General features: G+C 70.1%; 15 protein-coding genes and 2 riboswitches. Of the genes, 11 read left to right on the plus strand and 4 right to left on the minus strand.

Annotated features, from left to right (window positions below; all coding sequences use genetic code 11):
- Positions 1-109 precede the first annotated feature (109 nt).
- Both gcvH and gcvT read right to left on the minus strand, forming a co-directional pair.
- Complete coding sequence (gene gcvH / locus ACWD4O_RS47950; protein ID WP_451289446.1) at positions 110-487, minus strand: glycine cleavage system protein GcvH; 378 nt, start codon at positions 485-487, stop codon at positions 110-112.
- Positions 488-606: 119 nt separating this feature from the next.
- Entirely contained in the window at positions 607-1725 is a 1119-nt protein-coding gene (gene gcvT, locus ACWD4O_RS47955) for a glycine cleavage system aminomethyltransferase GcvT (RefSeq protein WP_451289447.1), read from the minus strand.
- A gap of 37 nt (positions 1726-1762) precedes the next feature.
- Positions 1763-1878, minus strand: a riboswitch (glycine riboswitch).
- Positions 1879-1990, minus strand: a riboswitch (glycine riboswitch).
- 178 nt (positions 1991-2168) lie between these two features.
- On the opposite strand from gcvT, the gene ACWD4O_RS47960 reads away from it, so the two are divergent.
- The 9 genes from ACWD4O_RS47960 (at position 2169) to ACWD4O_RS48000 (ending at position 12344) form a co-directional block, all read left to right on the plus strand.
- Positions 2169-2852 carry an AAA family ATPase gene (locus ACWD4O_RS47960; RefSeq protein ID WP_451289448.1) on the plus strand — a complete coding sequence of 228 codons (684 nt, stop codon included), beginning with the start codon at positions 2169-2171 and terminating at the stop codon, positions 2850-2852.
- Between the two features lie 93 nt (positions 2853-2945).
- The gene (locus ACWD4O_RS47965) at positions 2946-3752 is read left to right on the plus strand and encodes an enhanced serine sensitivity protein SseB (protein ID WP_451289449.1); all 807 of its coding nucleotides are present in this window, start codon (positions 2946-2948) and stop codon (positions 3750-3752) included.
- A gap of 200 nt (positions 3753-3952) precedes the next feature.
- Positions 3953-4714, plus strand: coding sequence for an enhanced serine sensitivity protein SseB C-terminal domain-containing protein (locus tag ACWD4O_RS47970; protein WP_451289460.1), 762 nt, complete (start codon positions 3953-3955; stop codon positions 4712-4714).
- Positions 4715-5095: 381 nt separating this feature from the next.
- Positions 5096-6103, plus strand: a complete 1008-nt coding sequence (locus tag ACWD4O_RS47975) for an ABC transporter permease (RefSeq protein WP_351916455.1) — start codon at positions 5096-5098, stop codon at positions 6101-6103.
- A 145-nt stretch (positions 6104-6248) separates the two neighbouring features.
- A complete protein-coding gene (locus ACWD4O_RS47980; RefSeq protein ID WP_451289450.1) occupies positions 6249-8045 on the plus strand; it encodes an ABC transporter substrate-binding protein in 1797 nt (598 codons plus the stop codon).
- A gap of 110 nt (positions 8046-8155) precedes the next feature.
- A complete protein-coding gene (locus ACWD4O_RS47985) occupies positions 8156-9154 on the plus strand; it encodes an ABC transporter permease (protein ID WP_451289452.1) in 999 nt (332 codons plus the stop codon).
- On the plus strand, positions 9151-10248 hold the full coding sequence (locus tag ACWD4O_RS47990) for an ABC transporter ATP-binding protein (RefSeq protein ID WP_451289453.1): 1098 nt from the start codon (positions 9151-9153) through the stop codon (positions 10246-10248). Before ACWD4O_RS47985 ends, ACWD4O_RS47990 begins: the two co-directional genes overlap by 4 nt.
- Complete coding sequence (locus ACWD4O_RS47995) at positions 10245-11624, plus strand: ABC transporter ATP-binding protein (RefSeq protein WP_451289454.1); 1380 nt, start codon at positions 10245-10247, stop codon at positions 11622-11624. Before ACWD4O_RS47990 ends, ACWD4O_RS47995 begins: the two co-directional genes overlap by 4 nt.
- Positions 11625-11687: 63 nt before the next feature.
- Positions 11688-12344 carry a trimeric intracellular cation channel family protein gene (locus ACWD4O_RS48000; protein WP_451289456.1) on the plus strand — a complete coding sequence of 219 codons (657 nt, stop codon included), beginning with the start codon at positions 11688-11690 and terminating at the stop codon, positions 12342-12344.
- Here ACWD4O_RS48000 and ACWD4O_RS48005 read toward each other — a convergent pair.
- Positions 12253-13518 carry an alpha/beta hydrolase gene (locus tag ACWD4O_RS48005; protein ID WP_451289457.1) on the minus strand — a complete coding sequence of 422 codons (1266 nt, stop codon included), beginning with the start codon at positions 13516-13518 and terminating at the stop codon, positions 12253-12255. The two genes, ACWD4O_RS48000 and ACWD4O_RS48005, sit on opposite strands and share 92 nt — an antisense overlap.
- Before the next feature lie 158 nt (positions 13519-13676).
- Between ACWD4O_RS48005 and ACWD4O_RS48010 the strand changes: the two genes are divergently transcribed.
- Positions 13677-14528: a thioesterase family protein gene (locus ACWD4O_RS48010; protein WP_451289458.1), complete on the plus strand. Its 852-nt coding sequence runs from the start codon at positions 13677-13679 to the stop codon at positions 14526-14528.
- Here ACWD4O_RS48010 and ACWD4O_RS48015 read toward each other — a convergent pair.
- Entirely contained in the window at positions 14515-15093 is a 579-nt protein-coding gene (locus tag ACWD4O_RS48015; protein WP_451289459.1) for a TIGR03086 family metal-binding protein, read from the minus strand. The two genes, ACWD4O_RS48010 and ACWD4O_RS48015, sit on opposite strands and share 14 nt — an antisense overlap.
- A 379-nt stretch (positions 15094-15472) precedes the next feature.
- Between ACWD4O_RS48015 and ACWD4O_RS48020 the strand changes: the two genes are divergently transcribed.
- Complete coding sequence (locus ACWD4O_RS48020; RefSeq protein WP_450950772.1) at positions 15473-15871, plus strand: hypothetical protein; 399 nt, start codon at positions 15473-15475, stop codon at positions 15869-15871.
- Positions 15872-15990: the final 119 nt, after the last annotated feature.

Genomic DNA, 15990 nt, shown 5'->3' on the forward strand with positions numbered 1-15990 from the left:
GCGATCATCTCGAGGGTGGACTGCTGGCGGTTCAGCTCGGCGTCGACCGCGGCGGCGATCTCCGGGTCGAGCTCGTGCAGGGGCGTGTTCAGAACGGTCATCTGGATCCTCAGCCGGCGGTGTAGGCGACGTACTCGTCGGCGGTGAGCAGGTCGTCCGGCTCGTCCGTGACGCGTACCTTGAACAGCCATCCGCCCTCGAAGGGGGCGGAGTTCACCAGCGCCGGGTCGTCGACGACGTCCTGGTTGATCTCGGTGATCTCACCGGTCACCGGCGCGTACAGCTCGCTGACCGACTTGGTCGACTCCAGCTCGCCGCAGGTCTCGCCTGCGGTCACCGTGTCACCGACCGTCGGGAGCTGGACGAACACCACGTCGCCGAGCGCGTTGGCCGCGTGCTCCGTGATGCCGACCGTCGAGACGCCGTTCTCGGCGCCCGACAGCCACTCGTGCTCCTTGCTGTAGCGCAGCTGCTGGGGGTTGCTCATGGCCTGAATTCTCCTGTACGCGAGGGAGTGCTGATGAATGGGGGACTGCTGAGGCCGTGCGTGACCAGCGGGAATGTGCGCAGGGTCACGCCCCGGTGACCGGGTACCGCGCCCAGTGTTTACTTCTGGCGCTTGTAGAACGGCAGCGCCACGACCTCGTACGGCTCATGGGCGCCCCGGATGTCCACGCCGACGCCCGGGGTTCCCGGCGTCGCGTGGGCCGCGTCGACGTAGGCCATCGCGATCGGCTTGCCGAGGGTGGGGGAGGGGGCGCCGGAGGTGACCTCGCCGACCGGCTCGCCGCCGACGACGACGGCGTACCCGGCGCGCGGGACGCGGCGGCCCTCGGCGATCAGCCCGACGAGGACCCGGGGAGGCTGCGAAGCAGCGCGCTCGGCGGCTGCCTCCAGCGCCGTACGCCCCACGAAGTCGCCGTCCTTGCCGAACTTCACCACCCGGCCGAGCCCGGCGTCGAACGGGGTCAGCGAGAGCGACAGCTCGTGCCCGTACAGCGGCATGCCCGCCTCCAGGCGCAGCGTGTCCCGGCAGGACAGCCCGCACGGGACCAGGCCGACGCCCTCGCCCGCCTTGGTCAGCGCCTGCCAGAGCTCGACCGCGTGCTCCGGCTTCACGAACAGCTCGAAGCCGTCCTCACCGGTGTACCCGGTGCGGGCGATGAGGGCCGGGACCCCGGCGACCGTGCCGGGCAGGCCCGCGTAGTACTTCAGGCCGTCGAGGTCGGCGTCGGTGAGCGACTTCAGGATGCCGGGCGACTCGGGTCCCTGTACGGCGATCAGCGCGTAGGCGTCCCGGTCGTCGCGGACCTCGACCTCGAACTCCTCCGCGAGGTTGCTCAGTTCGTTCAGCACGTTCTGGGCGTTGGAAGCGTTGGAGACGATCATGTACTCGGCATCGGCCAGCCGGTACACGATGAGGTCGTCGAGGATGCCGCCGTCCTGGACGCAGATCATGGTGTAGCGGGCCCGGCCCACCCCCACGGCCGCGAGGTCGCCGACGAGGGCGTAATTCAGGAACTCGGCCGCCTGCGGCCCGGTCACCGTGATCTCGCCCATGTGGGAGAGATCGAAGAGGCCGGCCTTCGTGCGGACGGCGTTGTGCTCGTCGCGTTCGGAGCCGTAGCGCAGGGGCATGTCCCAGCCTGCGAAGTCGGTCATCGTCGCGCCGAGCGAACGATGCAGCGCATCGAGCGCGGTGTGACGGGGTACGGAGCTGCTCATCGGACGGTTGTCTCCCAAGGCATGACGGCGAGGTCGTTCCTCCCCATCTGTCATCGGAACCTGAGAGGTTCGTCACGACCCCGCGAAACGGTGGTCCTGACTTGCACCTTGGGTGGGGCCACCGGAAAACAGCGGCCCGCTTTTCAGATGTGCCTCGCCCGCGCGGTAACGGGGCCTGAGAGATTCAAGGGAGGGACTTGCTCCTTCGGCGCCCCAGCGAAACGACAGGCGGACCTGCTGCTGGGGACTCTCCCGCGCGGATTCAAACGGCCGGTATGCAGTTGGCGCGGCCATCATCGCACGGCCCGCCCCGGTCGCGGCAGGCCGCATCTGTAACCGGCTTGTGTCGGTACGCGCACGAAAACGCGAGACGCCACGCATTACCTTCTCTTTACGCTCGATGGGGATGAGGACTTACCTGACCCCAGGGGAGGACGATCACGGTGAACAGGACGACAACGGCGAGGACCACCGCATTCGCGACCGCTTCGGGGCTCGCGCTGCCCGCGCAGCCCGGAGCCCGGGCCCGGGAGGCGTGCGGCCCGCAGCCCGCGCCCGTCGTCCGCGACCTGCGCGAGCGGGGCGGCCGCAGCCCGCACGGTCTGCTCTTCGGCCCCCGTGACCTGGTCGTGGTCACCGGGCTGCCCGGCAGCGGCAAGTCCACGCTCATGAAACGGGCGGTCACCGGCGTCCGCATCGACTCCCAGGACACCCGCGACCGGTGGGACGCCCGCGCGCCCCGCTTCCTGCCCTACGCGCTCTACCGCCCGCTCGTGCGCCTCGCCCACTACGCCGGGCTGCGCCGGGCCCTGCGCGGCGGCAAGGGCGTCGTCGTGCACGACTGCGGCACACAGGCCTGGGTCCGCGACTGGCTGGCCCGCGAGGCCCGCCGCCGTGGCGGCACCCTCCATCTGATCCTCCTCGACGTCGGCGCGGACCAGGCCCTGGAGGGGCAGCGCGAGCGCGGCCGAGGCGTCTCGCGGTACGCGTTCCTGCGGCACCGCCGGGCCGCCGCCCGCCTCCTGCGCTCGGTGGAGAAGGGCGGCCTCCCCGAAGGCTGCGGCTCGGCGGTCCTGCTGGACCGTCCCGCCGCAGACGTACTGAGGCGCATCGCCTTCACGGGCTGAGGCGCCCGGCGGCCGTCTGTGGCGTGATGCGCCGCACAGGCCCTAGCCTTTCAGCCACAGCAGACTGAGCGGTTCTTAGCAGGCGGTAGGCAGATGGATTTCCCCCCGGCGGACTTCCCGACGGACTTTCCCGCGCAGGCACACCCCCATCCGCACGGCGGATGGCCCGGCAACGAGCTGGAGGAGGTGCTCTCCGCCTCCCTCGGCGTGCCGGGAGGCGGCTCCCGGATCGTGGAGGTGCTCGGACGCAGCTTCGTCTGGGTGCCGCTCCCCGGCGGCGGCGGCCCGCACAGCGGCCCCCTCGACCTGCCCACACTGGAGCTGGACGGCCAGGTGTACGTGCCGGTCTTCAGCTCCGAGGAGCAGTTCCGCCAGGTCGTCGGCTCGCACATGTCGTTCACGATCGCGCCGGCCGTGGAGTTCGCCCGCGGGCTGCCCCCGCAGGTGGGCATCATGGTCAACCCCGAGGGCCTGGTCGGCATCCCGCTGCCGCCGCCGGCCGTGGCCGAGCTGTGCCGGGCGGGCCGCAGCCCGCTGGACGGTTCCGCGAGCGGCGGCCGGGTCCGCCTCTACGAGCCCGACTGGCAGGACGACCCGATCGACTTCCTGGCCGCGGCCTCCGCGGAGTTCGAGGCCACGGGCGCGATCCGCACGGCCCGCCGCTGCCTGGCCGCCGTCGAGACGGCGGACCCGGCGATGTTCGTCGGCGTCGAACTGTTCGGGCTCCCCCAGGAGTCCCCGTGGGAGGGCGACCTGCGCGCCGTGCCGCTGGAGGCGCTGAGCAGGGCGCTCACGAAGACCGCGGCCCCCTGGCCGGTCAACCTGGTCCTGCTGGACGTGGCCCAGGATCCGGTGGCCGACTGGATGAGGGAACGGGTCCGCCCCTTCTACTCACGCTAGGGCGGCCCACCGGGGCGCGGGGCCGTGCCGATGCGCGGCTCCGCCGCGGGACGCGATCGAACACCCGCGGCCCACACCCGACAACGCACCACAAGCCCTGAGCTCTTGGGCGCTTAAGCTTGACCCCAACGCGGGGCAACTTCTCGAAGGGGCGATAAAAAGTGAGCGCTGGCACTGCCGCGACCGGCTCGGTCGAGCACATGCTGCGCCAGGTCACGCCCGGGCGCTACGACGCCTACGAGGCCCTCCTGCGCGCGCTCGCGACCCCCGCCTCAGGCCAGGTCTGGATGCTGTTGTGGCACGGCCAGGCCGGCTCCCCGGACGCCCAGTACGGGAACATGGAGGTGGACGGCCACGGTTACGCGCCCTGCGTGACCTCCGCCCAGGAGCTCAGCGCCAGCGGCTGGAACCGCTCGTACGAGGTGGTCGACGGAGTCGACGTGGCCCGCACGCTCTACCCCGACCACTACGGCCTCTGGCTGAACCCGCACGGCCCCGGCGGCGGCGTCGGCATCCCCTGGCTGGATCTGCGCCGTATCGCCACCGGGTTGGAGCGCCAGCCCGCCGGCCCGCTGCGGCTGTCCGAGCCCGCCATCGAGATCCCGCAGTTCTACGCTCTGCTCGCGCAGAACGCCCACCGCGCCCCCGCGGTCCGCGCGCTGCGCCGGGCGTGGGTGCAGCCGGCGCTGGGCGCGCCCTACCTGGCCATCGGGCTGGACGTGTACGACTCCTCCCCGTCGGCCGTGGACGCCGTCCGGGCCATGATGCAGCAGTCCATCGGCGCGGTGCCGGACGGGCTGCCGGTGTCGACGGTCGCCATGACCGACGAGTACGACCCCGTCGTGATGTGGATGCGCGCCAGCGCCCGGCCGTTCTACGACCGTGAGGCGCACGCTCCCGCTCCTGCCTCGGCCCCCGCGCCCGCGGGCGGTTACGGCTATCCGCCCACCGGACGCTACTGATTTTCCGCCATCGCTCCTGCCGCGCGTCCTGCCGTGTGTGCCCGTGCTTCCCGCCGCGGTCCTGTTGTGAGTCTGTTGTGAGGCTACCGCGAGGGAGGACTCGGACGTCTTCGCGCGTAGATAGCGGCGATTGATCCCGGTCCTGTCCGTTCTGCCCCAATAAGTCAGCGTCCGGGGGGCGTTACCCGCCGTCCGGATAACGGAACCCATCTACCCGCATCACGTTTACGCATCCTTTCACTGCCAAGTCTGGCAACAGATCGCCAAAGCGTTGAAGACTCCCGCTCCAGGGGACTTATCCCCTGCGTATTACGGACTGATCACGCCGCTACAGCGGCAAGTGCGGGCCGGCTACCGCCGGTTGAGAGGGGTCCCTGCCAGATGACGGCACCATTGCACGAGCCGACCGCGGAAGCGGCCCCGAGCGCGGCCGAGGAAGCGGCGGTCGCCACCAGCGGCGCCAAGGCCGTTCAGGGCCGTTCCCTGGGCCGGATCGCCTGGGAGCGCCTCAAGCGGGACAAACTCGCCCTCACGGGCGGCATCGTGGTGCTCTTCCTCGTCGTGATCGCGCTGCTCGCGCCGGTCATCACGGGGATCCTCGGGCAGGACCCGAACGAGTACCACGAGAACCTCATCGACCCGCTCTTCGGCACCCCCACGGGCTCGCTGGGCGGTCTCAGCGGCGAGCACCTGCTCGGCGTCGAGCCGGTCAACGGCCGGGACATCTTCGCCCGCATCCTCTACGGCGCCCGGATCTCCCTGCTGGTCGGCTTCCTGTCGGCCGTGGTCGCCGTGATCCTCGGAACGGTGCTGGGCATTCTCGCCGGATTCTTCGGCGGCTGGGTGGACTCCCTGATCAGCCGGGTGATGGACGGTCTGCTCGCCTTCCCGCAGCTGCTGTTCATCATCGCGCTGGTCTCCGTCATGCCGAGCGACATGCTGGGCCTCACCGGTTCGAGCGTGCGCGTCTTCGTGATGATCCTGGTCATCGGATTCTTCGGCTGGCCCTACATCGGACGCGTGGTGCGCGGCCAGACGCTCTCGCTGCGTGAGCGCGAGTACGTCGAGGCCGCCCGATCGCTGGGCGCCGGTCGGCTGTACATCCTGTTCAAGGAACTGCTGCCCAACCTGGTCGCCCCGATCGTCGTGTACACGACGATGATGATCCCCACCAACATCCTCACCGAGGCGGCGCTCAGCTTCCTGGGCGTCGGCGTCAAGCCGCCCACCGCCTCGTGGGGACAGATGCTCTCGAGCGCGATCGACTACTACGAATCGGACCCCATGTACATGGTGGTCCCGGGTGTGGCGATCTTCATCACCGTGCTGGCCTTCAATCTCTTCGGCGACGGCGTCCGGGACGCGCTGGACCCGAAGGCCTCCCGCTGAACCGCGAACTGCTGAACCGCGAACTGCTCTGAACCGCACCGCTGAACCGCAGAACCGCTGAACAGCGAAACCGCCGAACACGGCACCCCAACCGTCCCGTGGCCTTCACACGGGGTCTCTCATCTAATCCGGAGGATCCGAGATCGTGACTACCCAACGCACCTCAGGGCGGCGGAAGCAGGCATTTGCCGCTGCCGCCGCGGTCGCCGCGCTGCTGACCACGGCGGCGTGCGGCGGTGGCGGAAGCGACGACGACAAGGGCTCGACCACCGGCGCTGCCGGCTTCGACGCCGCGAACAACAAGGTCGCCCAGGCTTCCGCCGCCAAGAAGGGCGGCACGCTGAAGTTCGGTGCCGCACAGGACGCCGACTCGTGGGACACCACGCGCGGCTACTACGGCATGATGTGGAACTTCGCCCGCTACTACAGCCGTCAGCTCGTCACGAACAAGACCGAGCCGGGCGCGGCGGGCGCCGAGCTCACCCCGGACCTCGCCACCGGTCTCGCCAAGGTCACCGACGACGGCAAGACCTACACGTACACCCTGCGTGACGGCATCACGTGGGAGGACGGCAAGGCGATCACGTCCAAGGACGTGAAGTACGGCATCGAGCGTGTGTGGGCGCAGGACGTGCTCTCCGGCGGTCCCGTCTACCTGAAGGACGTCCTGGACCCCACGGGCGCGTACAAGGGTCCGTACAAGGACACCGCCGCGGACAAGCTGGGTCTGAAGGCGATCGACACGCCCGACGACAAGACCATCGTCTTCCACCTCCCGAAGGCCAACTCGGACTTCGAGGAGATGCTGGGCCTGATCTCGGCCTCCCCGGTCCGCCAGGACATGGACACCAAGTCCAAGTACGGCCTGAAGCCGTTCTCCTCGGGCCCGTACAAGTGGGCGTCCTACAGCCCGGGCAAGGACCTCAAGCTGGTCCGCAACACCAACTGGAAGCAGGCCTCGGACCCGGTCCGCAAGGCCTACCCGGACGAGATCACCGTCAAGTTCTTCTCGGACGCCAACCAGCTGGACCAGCGTCTGCTCAGCGGTGACCTGGACCTCGACCTGAACCAGACCGGCATGTCGCCGCAGGGCCGCACCACCGCCCTGAAGGAGCACAAGGCCAACCTGGACAACCCGGTCTCCGGCTACGTCCGTTACGCGGTCTTCCCGCAGAGCGTCGCGCCGTTCGACAACCTCGAGTGCCGCAAGGCCGTGATCTACGGCGCCGACCACGTGTCGCTGCAGACCGCCCGCGGCGGCCCGGTCGCCGGTGGCGACATCGGCACCAACATGCTGCCGCCGTCCGTCCCGGGCGCCGAGGGTCAGAAGTACGACCCGTACGAGATCTCCGGCGCGAACAAGAGCGGCAACGAGGCCAAGGCCAAGGAGGCCCTGAAGGCCTGCGGTCAGCCGAACGGCTTCAAGACCACCATCGCGGTCCGCAACAACAAGCCGGTCGAGGTGGCCACCGCCCAGTCCCTCCAGGCGTCGCTGAAGAAGATCGGCATCACCGCCGAGATCGACCAGTACGACGGCTCGCAGACCTCCGGCATCATCGGCAGCCCTTCGAACGTGAAGAAGAAGGGCTACGGCATCATCATCATGGGCTGGGGTCCGGACTTCCCGACCGTCCAGGGCTTCGGTCTGCCGCTGTGGGACAGCAAGTACATCCTCGAGAGCGGTAACAACAACTTCGCGCTCATCAAGGACAAGGCGATCGACGGTCTGTTCGACTCGTACGTCACCACGCTGGACGCCGCCGGCAAGACCAAGATCTCCACGGAGATCAACCACAAGGTGATGGAGGGCGCGTACTACCTGCCCTTCGTCTTCGAGCGGTTCATCAACTGGCGCTCGGACAACCTGGCGAACGTCTACACGAGCGACGGCTACAGCGGTATGTACGACTTCGTCAACCTCGGTCTGAAGAACTCGAAGTAAACCCGGCACACCCGCCGAACGGCACGAAAGGCAGGTGAAGGCCGGCGCGGCGTGACTGCGGGCCACTGGACGATCTCCAGTGGCCCGTGGTCCGCGGCGGGCCGAGAGCTGTGCTCGCTTACCTCATCAGGCGGTTGCTGGCCGCCGCAGTGATGCTTGTGGTCATCGTCATGGTGGTCTTCGGCATCTTCTTCCTCATCCCCAAGTGGGCCGGCGTCGACATCGCCTTGAGCTTCGTGGGCAAGCAGGCCGACCCTGCAGCCGTCGAGGGGGTGCGCGAGAAGCTGGGCCTGGGCGACCCGATCTACGCCCAGGTCTGGGAGTTCTTCAAGGGCATCTTCGCCGGTCGCACCTACACGGGCGGTGGCGATTCCATCCACTGCGCCGCCCCGTGCTTCGGCTACTCCTTCCGCAGTGAGCAGGCCGTCTGGCCCGTGCTGACCGACCGCTTCCCGGTGACGCTGGCCCTCGCGCTCGGCGCCGCCGTGCTGTGGCTGATCTTCGGCGTCTCGGCGGGCGTGCTCTCCGCGCTCAAGCGCGGCAGCATCTGGGACCGCGGCGCGATGGTCGTCGCGCTCTCGGGCGTCTCCCTGCCGATCTACTTCACCGGCATGGTCGCCCTGTCGATCTTCGTCTACGGACTGGATCTGTTCGACGGGCAGTTCGTGCCACTCGACGAGAGCTTCACCGGCTGGTTCGGCGGCATGATCCTGCCGTGGATCACCCTCGCGTTCCTGTACGCGGCGATGTACGCGCGCATCACCCGGGCCACCATGCTGGAGATCCTCGGCGAGGACTACATCCGCACCGCCCGCGCCAAGGGCCTCAAGGAGCAGACCGTCATCGGCAAGCACGCCATGCGCTCCACGATGACGCCGCTGCTGACCATGCTCGGCATGGACCTGGGCGCCCTCATCGGCGGTGCGATCCTGACCGAGACGGCGTTCAACCTGCCCGGCCTCGGCCAGGCCGTGCTCAACGCCATCAAGAACCAGGACCTGCCCATCATCCTGGGCGTCACCCTGATCACTTCTCTCGCGGTGCTCGTCGCCAACCTCGTGGTGGACATCCTGTATGCCGTGATCGACCCCCGAGTGAGGCTCGCATGACCGAACTCAGCAAGAGCGGAGCGGCCGTGGGCGAGCCCACCCCCGCCTCGCCCGCGCCGTCCGCCTTCCTCGAAGTGCGCGACCTCAAGGTGCACTTCCCGACCGACGACGGCCTGGTCAAGTCCGTCGACGGGCTCAGCTTCCAGCTGGAGAAGGGCAAGACGCTCGGCATCGTCGGCGAGTCCGGCTCCGGCAAGTCGGTGACCTCGCTCGGCATCATGGGCCTGCACACCGCCGGCCAGTACGGCAAGCGCAAGGCCCAGATCTCCGGCGAGATCTGGCTGGACGGCACCGAACTGCTGTCCGCCGACCCGGACTACGTCCGCAAGCTGCGCGGCCGCGAGATGGCGATGATCTTCCAGGATCCGCTGTCGGCATTGCACCCGTACTACACGATCGGCCAGCAGATCGTGGAGGCGTACCGGATCCACCACGACGTCGACAAGAAGACCGCCAAGCGCCGTGCGGTCGAGATGCTCGACCGGGTGGGCATCCCGCAGCCGGACAAGCGGGTGGACAGCTACCCGCACGAGTTCTCCGGCGGTATGCGCCAGCGCGCGATGATCGCGATGTCGCTGGTCAACAACCCCGAGCTGCTGATCGCCGACGAGCCGACGACCGCCCTGGACGTGACCGTCCAGGCGCAGATCCTCGACCTCATCCGCGATCTGCAGAAGGAGTTCGGCTCCGCGGTCATCGTCATCACCCACGACCTGGGCGTCGTCGCCGAACTCGCCGACGACATCCTGGTGATGTACGGCGGCCGCTGCGTCGAGCGCGGCCCGGCCGAGGAAGTGTTCTACGAGCCCCGGCACCCCTACACCTGGGGGCTGCTCGGCTCGATGCCGCGCCTCGACCGCGACCAGCAGGAGCGGCTGATCCCGGTCAAGGGCTCCCCGCCCTCGCTGATCAACATCCCGTCCGGCTGCGCCTTCAACCCGCGCTGCCCGTACGCGGACCTCCCGAAGGACAACGTCACCCGCACCGTCCGGCCCGAGCTGGCCGAGGTCGGCAGCCGGCACTGGGCCGCCTGCCACCTGGGCAAGGAGCAGCGGGAGCGTATCTGGACCGAAGAGATTGCGCCGAAGCTGTGAGTGACGACGAGAAAGCGGTGAAGATTCCCGCGCAGGCCGACGCGCCCGAGCAGGGCGCGACCCTCACCAAGGACCCCGCCCCCGGCGAGGTCCTGCTGAAGGTCACCGGGCTGCAGAAGCACTTCCCGATCAAGAAGGGCCTGCTCCAGCGGCAGGTCGGGGCGGTGCACGCGGTCGACGGCATCGACTTCGAGGTCCGCTCCGGTGAGACGCTCGGCGTCGTCGGCGAGTCCGGCTGCGGCAAGTCCACGATGGGCCGGCTGATCACCCGGCTGCTGGAGCCGACCGGCGGCAAGGTCGAGTTCCAGGGCAAGGACATCACGCACCTCGGTGTGAACGGCATGCGTCCGCTGCGCCGTGATGTGCAGATGATCTTCCAGGACCCGTACTCCTCGCTGAACCCGCGCCACACCATCGGCACGATCGTCGGCGCTCCCTTCAAGCTCCAGGGCGTCGAGCCCGAGGGCGGCATCAAGAAGGAAGTGCAGCGGCTGCTGTCGGTCGTGGGTCTCAACCCCGAGCACTACAACCGCTACCCGCACGAGTTCTCCGGCGGTCAGCGCCAGCGCATCGGCATCGCCCGCGCGCTCGCCCTGAACCCGAAGCTGGTCGTGGCGGACGAGCCGGTCTCGGCCCTGGACGTGTCGATCCAGGCCCAGGTCGTGAACCTGCTCGACGACCTCCAGCAGGAGCTCGGCCTCACGTACGTGATCATCGCGCACGACCTCTCGGTGGTCCGGCACGTCTCGGACCGCATCGCGGTGATGTACCTCGGCAAGATCGTCGAGCTGGCCGACCGCGACCTGCTCTACAAGTCGCCGATGCACCCGTACACCAAGGCCCTGATGTCGGCGGTGCCGATCCCGGACCCGCGGCGCAAGCACGCCAAGAGCGAGCGGATCCTGCTCAAGGGCGACGTGCCCTCGCCGATCTCCCCGCCGAGCGGCTGCCGCTTCCACACCCGGTGCTGGAAGGCGACGCAGATCTGCACGACGAAGGAGCCGGTGCTCGTCGAGCTGCGCCCCGGCCAGCAGGTCGCCTGCCACCACCCGGAGAACTTCGCGGACCAGGCCCCGCAGGACACCGTCCTGCTGACCGCCGCGAAGGAGGCGGCGGAACTGGTGGCCGACGAGGTGCTCGCGGAGTCGGCGGAGACGTCGGCAGCCATGGCGGCGGAGGCCGCGGCGGACGAGGCGGAGCCGGAAGCCGTGGAGCCGGAAGCCGTGGAGCCGGAAGCGGCGGAGTCGGAAGCGGCGGAGTCGGAAGCGGCGGAGTCGGAAGCCGTGGAGCCGGAAGCCGTGGAGCCGGAAGCGGCGGAGGTCGCTGCGGAGACCCCCGAAGCCCCCGGTGAGGACGCTCCCGCCAAGGAGAAGTAAGTAACACTGAGCCCCCGCCTTGCAATGTAAGGCGGGGGCTGTGTGCTGGGTGACAATGTAAAGGTGCTTCAGCAGATCTTCAGCCCTTCCGTCCAGCACACGCTCGACCTGGCGGGCATCTTCGTGTTCGCCATCTCCGGCGCGCTGCTGGCCGTCCGCAAGAACTTCGACGTGTTCGGCATAGCCATGCTCGCCGAGGTCACGGCGCTGGGCGGCGGGGTGTTCCGGGACCTGGTCATCGGGGCCGTGCCGCCGGCCGCCTTCACCGACCTGGGGTACTTCCTGACGCCCCTGGTCGCCGCCCTGCTGGTCGTCTTCCTCCACCCGCAGGTGGAGCGGATCCAGCTGGGCGTCAACGTCTTCGACGCGGCCGGCCTAGGCCTGTTCTGCGTCACGGGGACCATGAAGGCGTACGACTACGGACTGGGCCTGACCGCATCGGCCGCACTGGGGGTCGCGACCGGCGTCGGCGGCGGTGTGCTGCGCGATGTGCTGGCCAACGAGGTGCCCTCGCTGCTGCGCTGGGACCGCGATCTCTACGCGGTCCCGGCGATGGTCGGCGCCACCATGGTGGCGCTCAGCATCCGCTACGACCTGCTCACCGATCTGGCCGGCGCCCTGGCCGCGCTCACGGCCTTCGTGCTGCGGCTGCTCGCGATGCGGTTCCACTGGCGAGCGCCGCGCGCTTGGAATCGTCGCTCGACGGTTCGCGAGGAGTAGTCCCCTTCCCTTTCCCCTTCCCCTTTCCCGTCTTCCCCTCGCCGCCGATCCGGTGCTGGTCCATCTGTGTCGTCAGCCAGCGGAACGCCGGCACCACCTGCGGCCGCCACAGCGCCATGGTGTGACCGCCCGCGTCGCTCGGGATGTAGACGACGTGCACGGCCGTCGGCGCCTTCGCCTCCTGCCGCATGGCCAGGGCGGCCTCGTAGCCGTCGTGCGGCTGGCCGGAGAGGTAGAGGGCCACGGGGGGCGGGACGGCGGCCTTGCGCAGCAGCAGATACGGGTTGTTGGCCCGGCGCAGCTGCTGGTTCTGCGCGGCGAGCGAGTCGGGCTCGACGATCGGGTCGCTGTACCCGGACAGGCTCACGGCCGCCCGGTAGCGGTCGGGGTGGGCGACGGCGAGCTTGGACGCGCAGTGCCCGCCCGCCGAGTACCCGGCGACCGCCCAGCCCTTGGGCGCGGGCTGGGCCCGGAAGTTGTCCGTGACCATCTTCGGCACGTCGAGGCTGAGCCAGCTGTCGGCGTTCACGGTGCCCGGCACATTGGCGCAGCCGGTGTCCACGCCGGGCAGCAGGGTGGTGCGCGGCGCGACCAGGATGAACGGCGCGACCTTGCCCTCGCGCATCAGCGGCGCCAGCTGCTCGTGCACATGCAGCGTCCCGTACCAGGACTTCGCGGAGCCCGGGTAGCCCGGGAGCAGCTCCACGACGGGGAAGGAGCGATGCGCGTAGGCGGGCTCGTCGTACTGCGGCGGCAGCCATACGTAGACCTCGGCGTTCACGCCGGAGATCCGGCCCTGGAGCTGGGTGACGCGCACCCCGCCGGCCGCGTGCATCCCCGGCCCCTGGGCCTGGGTGAACTTCTGGGCGACCCTGGGCAGCCGGTCCAGCGCGATCCCGCCGGTGCCGTCGGCGCCCAGGTCGGCGGCCTGCTGCACATGGGTGCCGGTGCCCAGCAGGTCGTCCCAGGTGTCGTACAGACCGTTGGCGTTGTTGACCGCCACGAAGACCAGGGCGACGGCCGTGCCCTGCGCGAACATCAGCATCAGTACCCGGGCCGCGGCGCGCAGGATCCGCGGCCCGCGCAGCCGCGACCACACCAGCAGCGGCAGCGCGACGGCGACTACGGACAGCGCGATCAGGGTGTAGAGGAACGGAGTCCCGGTGAGGCTCATGTCTTTGCAGAGGGGAAACCGGGCGTCGAGGTTACGGACGAGTTCGGACACTTACCAAGAAATTGCGAGCGCTTCACGCGGAGGCGGGCAAGGCGGAGCTACGAGCAGGGCCATGAACAAAGCTACCGCTTAGTATTATTTTGTTGTAGCGTTCAGGCATGCCTGAAGCAGCTATCGAGTGCGCACGCATCGGCGACAGCGAGTTCGACCGTGACACCGCGCTCACCCTGCGCGAGCCCGGCGTCTACGACCTCGACCTCTCGGCCGGCTGGACGATCATCAGCGCCGTCAACGGCGGCTACCTCCTCGCCGTCCTCGGTCGAGCGCTCGCGGACGCCCTGCCGCACCGCGACCCGTTCACCATCTCGGCGCACTACCTCACGGCCTCGCACCCCGGGCCCGCGGTCGTCCGCACGGACGTCGTCCGCACCGGCCGCACCCTGTCGACCGGCCAGGCCTCGCTGTTCCAGTACGACGAGAACGGCGCCGAGGTCGAGCGGATCCGCGTCCTCGCCTCCTACGGCGACCTGGACTCCCTGCCGGACGACGTCCGCACGACGGCCGTGCCGCCCGCCCTCCCGCCCATGGACCAGTGCTTCGGCCCCGAGGACGGACCCGCGCCGGTCGACGGCAGCTCCGCCATCGCCGACCGCCTGATGCTCAAGCTCGACCCGTCGACCCTCGGCTGGGCGCTCGGACAGCCCTCCGGCAAGGGCGAGATGCGGGCCTGGTTCGGTCTGAAGGACGGCCGCGACCCCGACCCGCTCTCCCTCCTCCTCGCCGTGGACGCCCTGCCGCCCACGGCCTTCGAGATCGGTCTGCGCGGCTGGGTCCCCACCGTCGAGCTGACGGTCCACGTCCGCTGCCGTCCGGCCCCGGGCCCGCTGCGCGTCTCCATCACCACCCGCAACCTCGCCGGCGGCTTCCTGGAGGAGGACGCCGAGGTCTGGGACAGTGCGGACCGCCTCGTCGCACAGTCGCGGCAGTTGGCGCGGGTCAGGCTCGGCTGAGCGGCTCCCGGCCGAGCCAGGCCGCCAACTCCGCGTAGGCGTCGGCCCCTTCGGGGACCGGGCGGGCCGGCTCGAAGGGTCGTCCGTCGCGCGGGCCGTCGGGCAGCGCCGCCCGCGCGGCGGCCAGCGAGAACTCGGCCAGCTCCGGGTCGAGCCGCAGCGGCCGGCCGAGTCCCTCGGAGAGATCCCAGGTGTGCGCCACGATCTCCATGACGTAGGCGGACAGCGCCTCCCGGCCCGGGATGTCGCCCCGCGGCACCCGCACCGGCCCGGCCATCCGCTCGTCGCTCGCCCAGGCCCTCAGCACCCGGGTCCTGATCTCGCCGTACGCCCGCGGCCAGCCGTCGTCCTCGACGCCGTCCACGAACATCCGTACGGCGAGCCCGTCGCCGCCCTCCCCGACGACCGCGATCCGCACGCTGCCGCCGACGATATGGCTGAGCAGCGTGCGGACGTCGTACTCGGCGCAGGGCGTGGGGCCGGTCAACTGCTCGGGCCGTACGGTCCCGATGAGCTCGGCCGCCTGCGCGGTGGCCCGGGTGTACAGGGGGCGTGGGTCGGTCATGGCGGAGCCTCTCTGGTCGGAGCCGGTGCTGCTCCTCGCAGACTTCCCGGAAAACCCCACGACCGCCGTCGGCAACGGCGAGGCCGACCCGTATGGCGGGCCCTGTCGGCCGTCAGGTCGCCCTCCGCCTGCCCTCCGTCCGCCGTCAGCCTGCCCTCCGTCCGCCGTCAGCCTGCCGTCCGTCCGCCGTCTTCTGTCACGGAGCTGTACCAGCGCACTGACCGGCTATCAGGGGTGAACTCGCAGGTCAGCGAGGTTTGTTGAGCCGTGCTTTACCTGATTGACAGGCGGCGGACAGAGGAGGCTCAAGGAAGCCCTAAGCGCTGTTGGTTGAGTTCCCGGCCTCAGGTCCCCTTCATCTTCCATGGAGCTGTCTCTCATGAAGCGTGCGCTGATGCCCGTCCGTCTCGTCCCCGCGGTGGCGCTGCTGGCGCTCTCGCCCCTCGCCCTGGTGGCCTGTGGCTCGGGCGACTCCTCGTCCTCGAACAGCGGTACCACCAGCCAGCAGTCCTGCTCGCCGCCGACCGGCAACGCCTCGGGGATGCCCAGCGGCGCGCCGAGCGGCGCCCCCTCGGGCGCGCCCACCGGCGCCGCGGCCTCGGGGCAGCCGACGGGCGCTCCGACCGGCACGCCGACCGGCGTCCCGTCGGGCGCGCCGAGCGGCGGCCCCGGCGGCGGCGGTCAGGGCGGCCCCGGCGGCGGCCAGGGCGGCGGCTGTGGCGGTCCCGGCGGCGGCCAGGGAGCCGGCCAGGGGCAGCAGGCCCAGCAGCAGGGCTGACCGGCGGGTCACCCACAGGGGCGGGGGGCGGGGGGGCGGGGGGGGGGCCCCCGGGGGGGGCCCCGGGGGGGGCGGGGGCGGCAAGGAGAAGAGGGGGGGGGGGCAAAAGGTGGAGAAAC

This window comes from Streptomyces sp. NPDC002623 (assembly GCF_053592635.1).

Coding starts and splice junctions, on each gene's coding strand:
- gcvH (WP_451289446.1), bottom strand. CDS start 487: ATGAGCAACCCCCAGCAGCTGCGCTACAGCAAGGAGCACGAGTGGCTG.
- gcvT (WP_451289447.1), bottom strand. CDS start 1,725: ATGAGCAGCTCCGTACCCCGTCACACCGCGCTCGATGCGCTGCATCGT.
- ACWD4O_RS47965 (WP_451289449.1), top strand. CDS start 2,946: ATGGATTTCCCCCCGGCGGACTTCCCGACGGACTTTCCCGCGCAGGCA.
- ACWD4O_RS47970 (WP_451289460.1), top strand. CDS start 3,953: ATGCTGCGCCAGGTCACGCCCGGGCGCTACGACGCCTACGAGGCCCTC.
- ACWD4O_RS47975 (WP_351916455.1), top strand. CDS start 5,096: ATGACGGCACCATTGCACGAGCCGACCGCGGAAGCGGCCCCGAGCGCG.
- ACWD4O_RS47990 (WP_451289453.1), top strand. CDS start 9,151: ATGACCGAACTCAGCAAGAGCGGAGCGGCCGTGGGCGAGCCCACCCCC.
- ACWD4O_RS48005 (WP_451289457.1), bottom strand. CDS start 13,518: ATGAGCCTCACCGGGACTCCGTTCCTCTACACCCTGATCGCGCTGTCC.
- ACWD4O_RS48010 (WP_451289458.1), top strand. CDS start 13,677: ATGCCTGAAGCAGCTATCGAGTGCGCACGCATCGGCGACAGCGAGTTC.
- ACWD4O_RS48015 (WP_451289459.1), bottom strand. CDS start 15,093: ATGACCGACCCACGCCCCCTGTACACCCGGGCCACCGCGCAGGCGGCC.
- ACWD4O_RS48020 (WP_450950772.1), top strand. CDS start 15,473: ATGAAGCGTGCGCTGATGCCCGTCCGTCTCGTCCCCGCGGTGGCGCTG.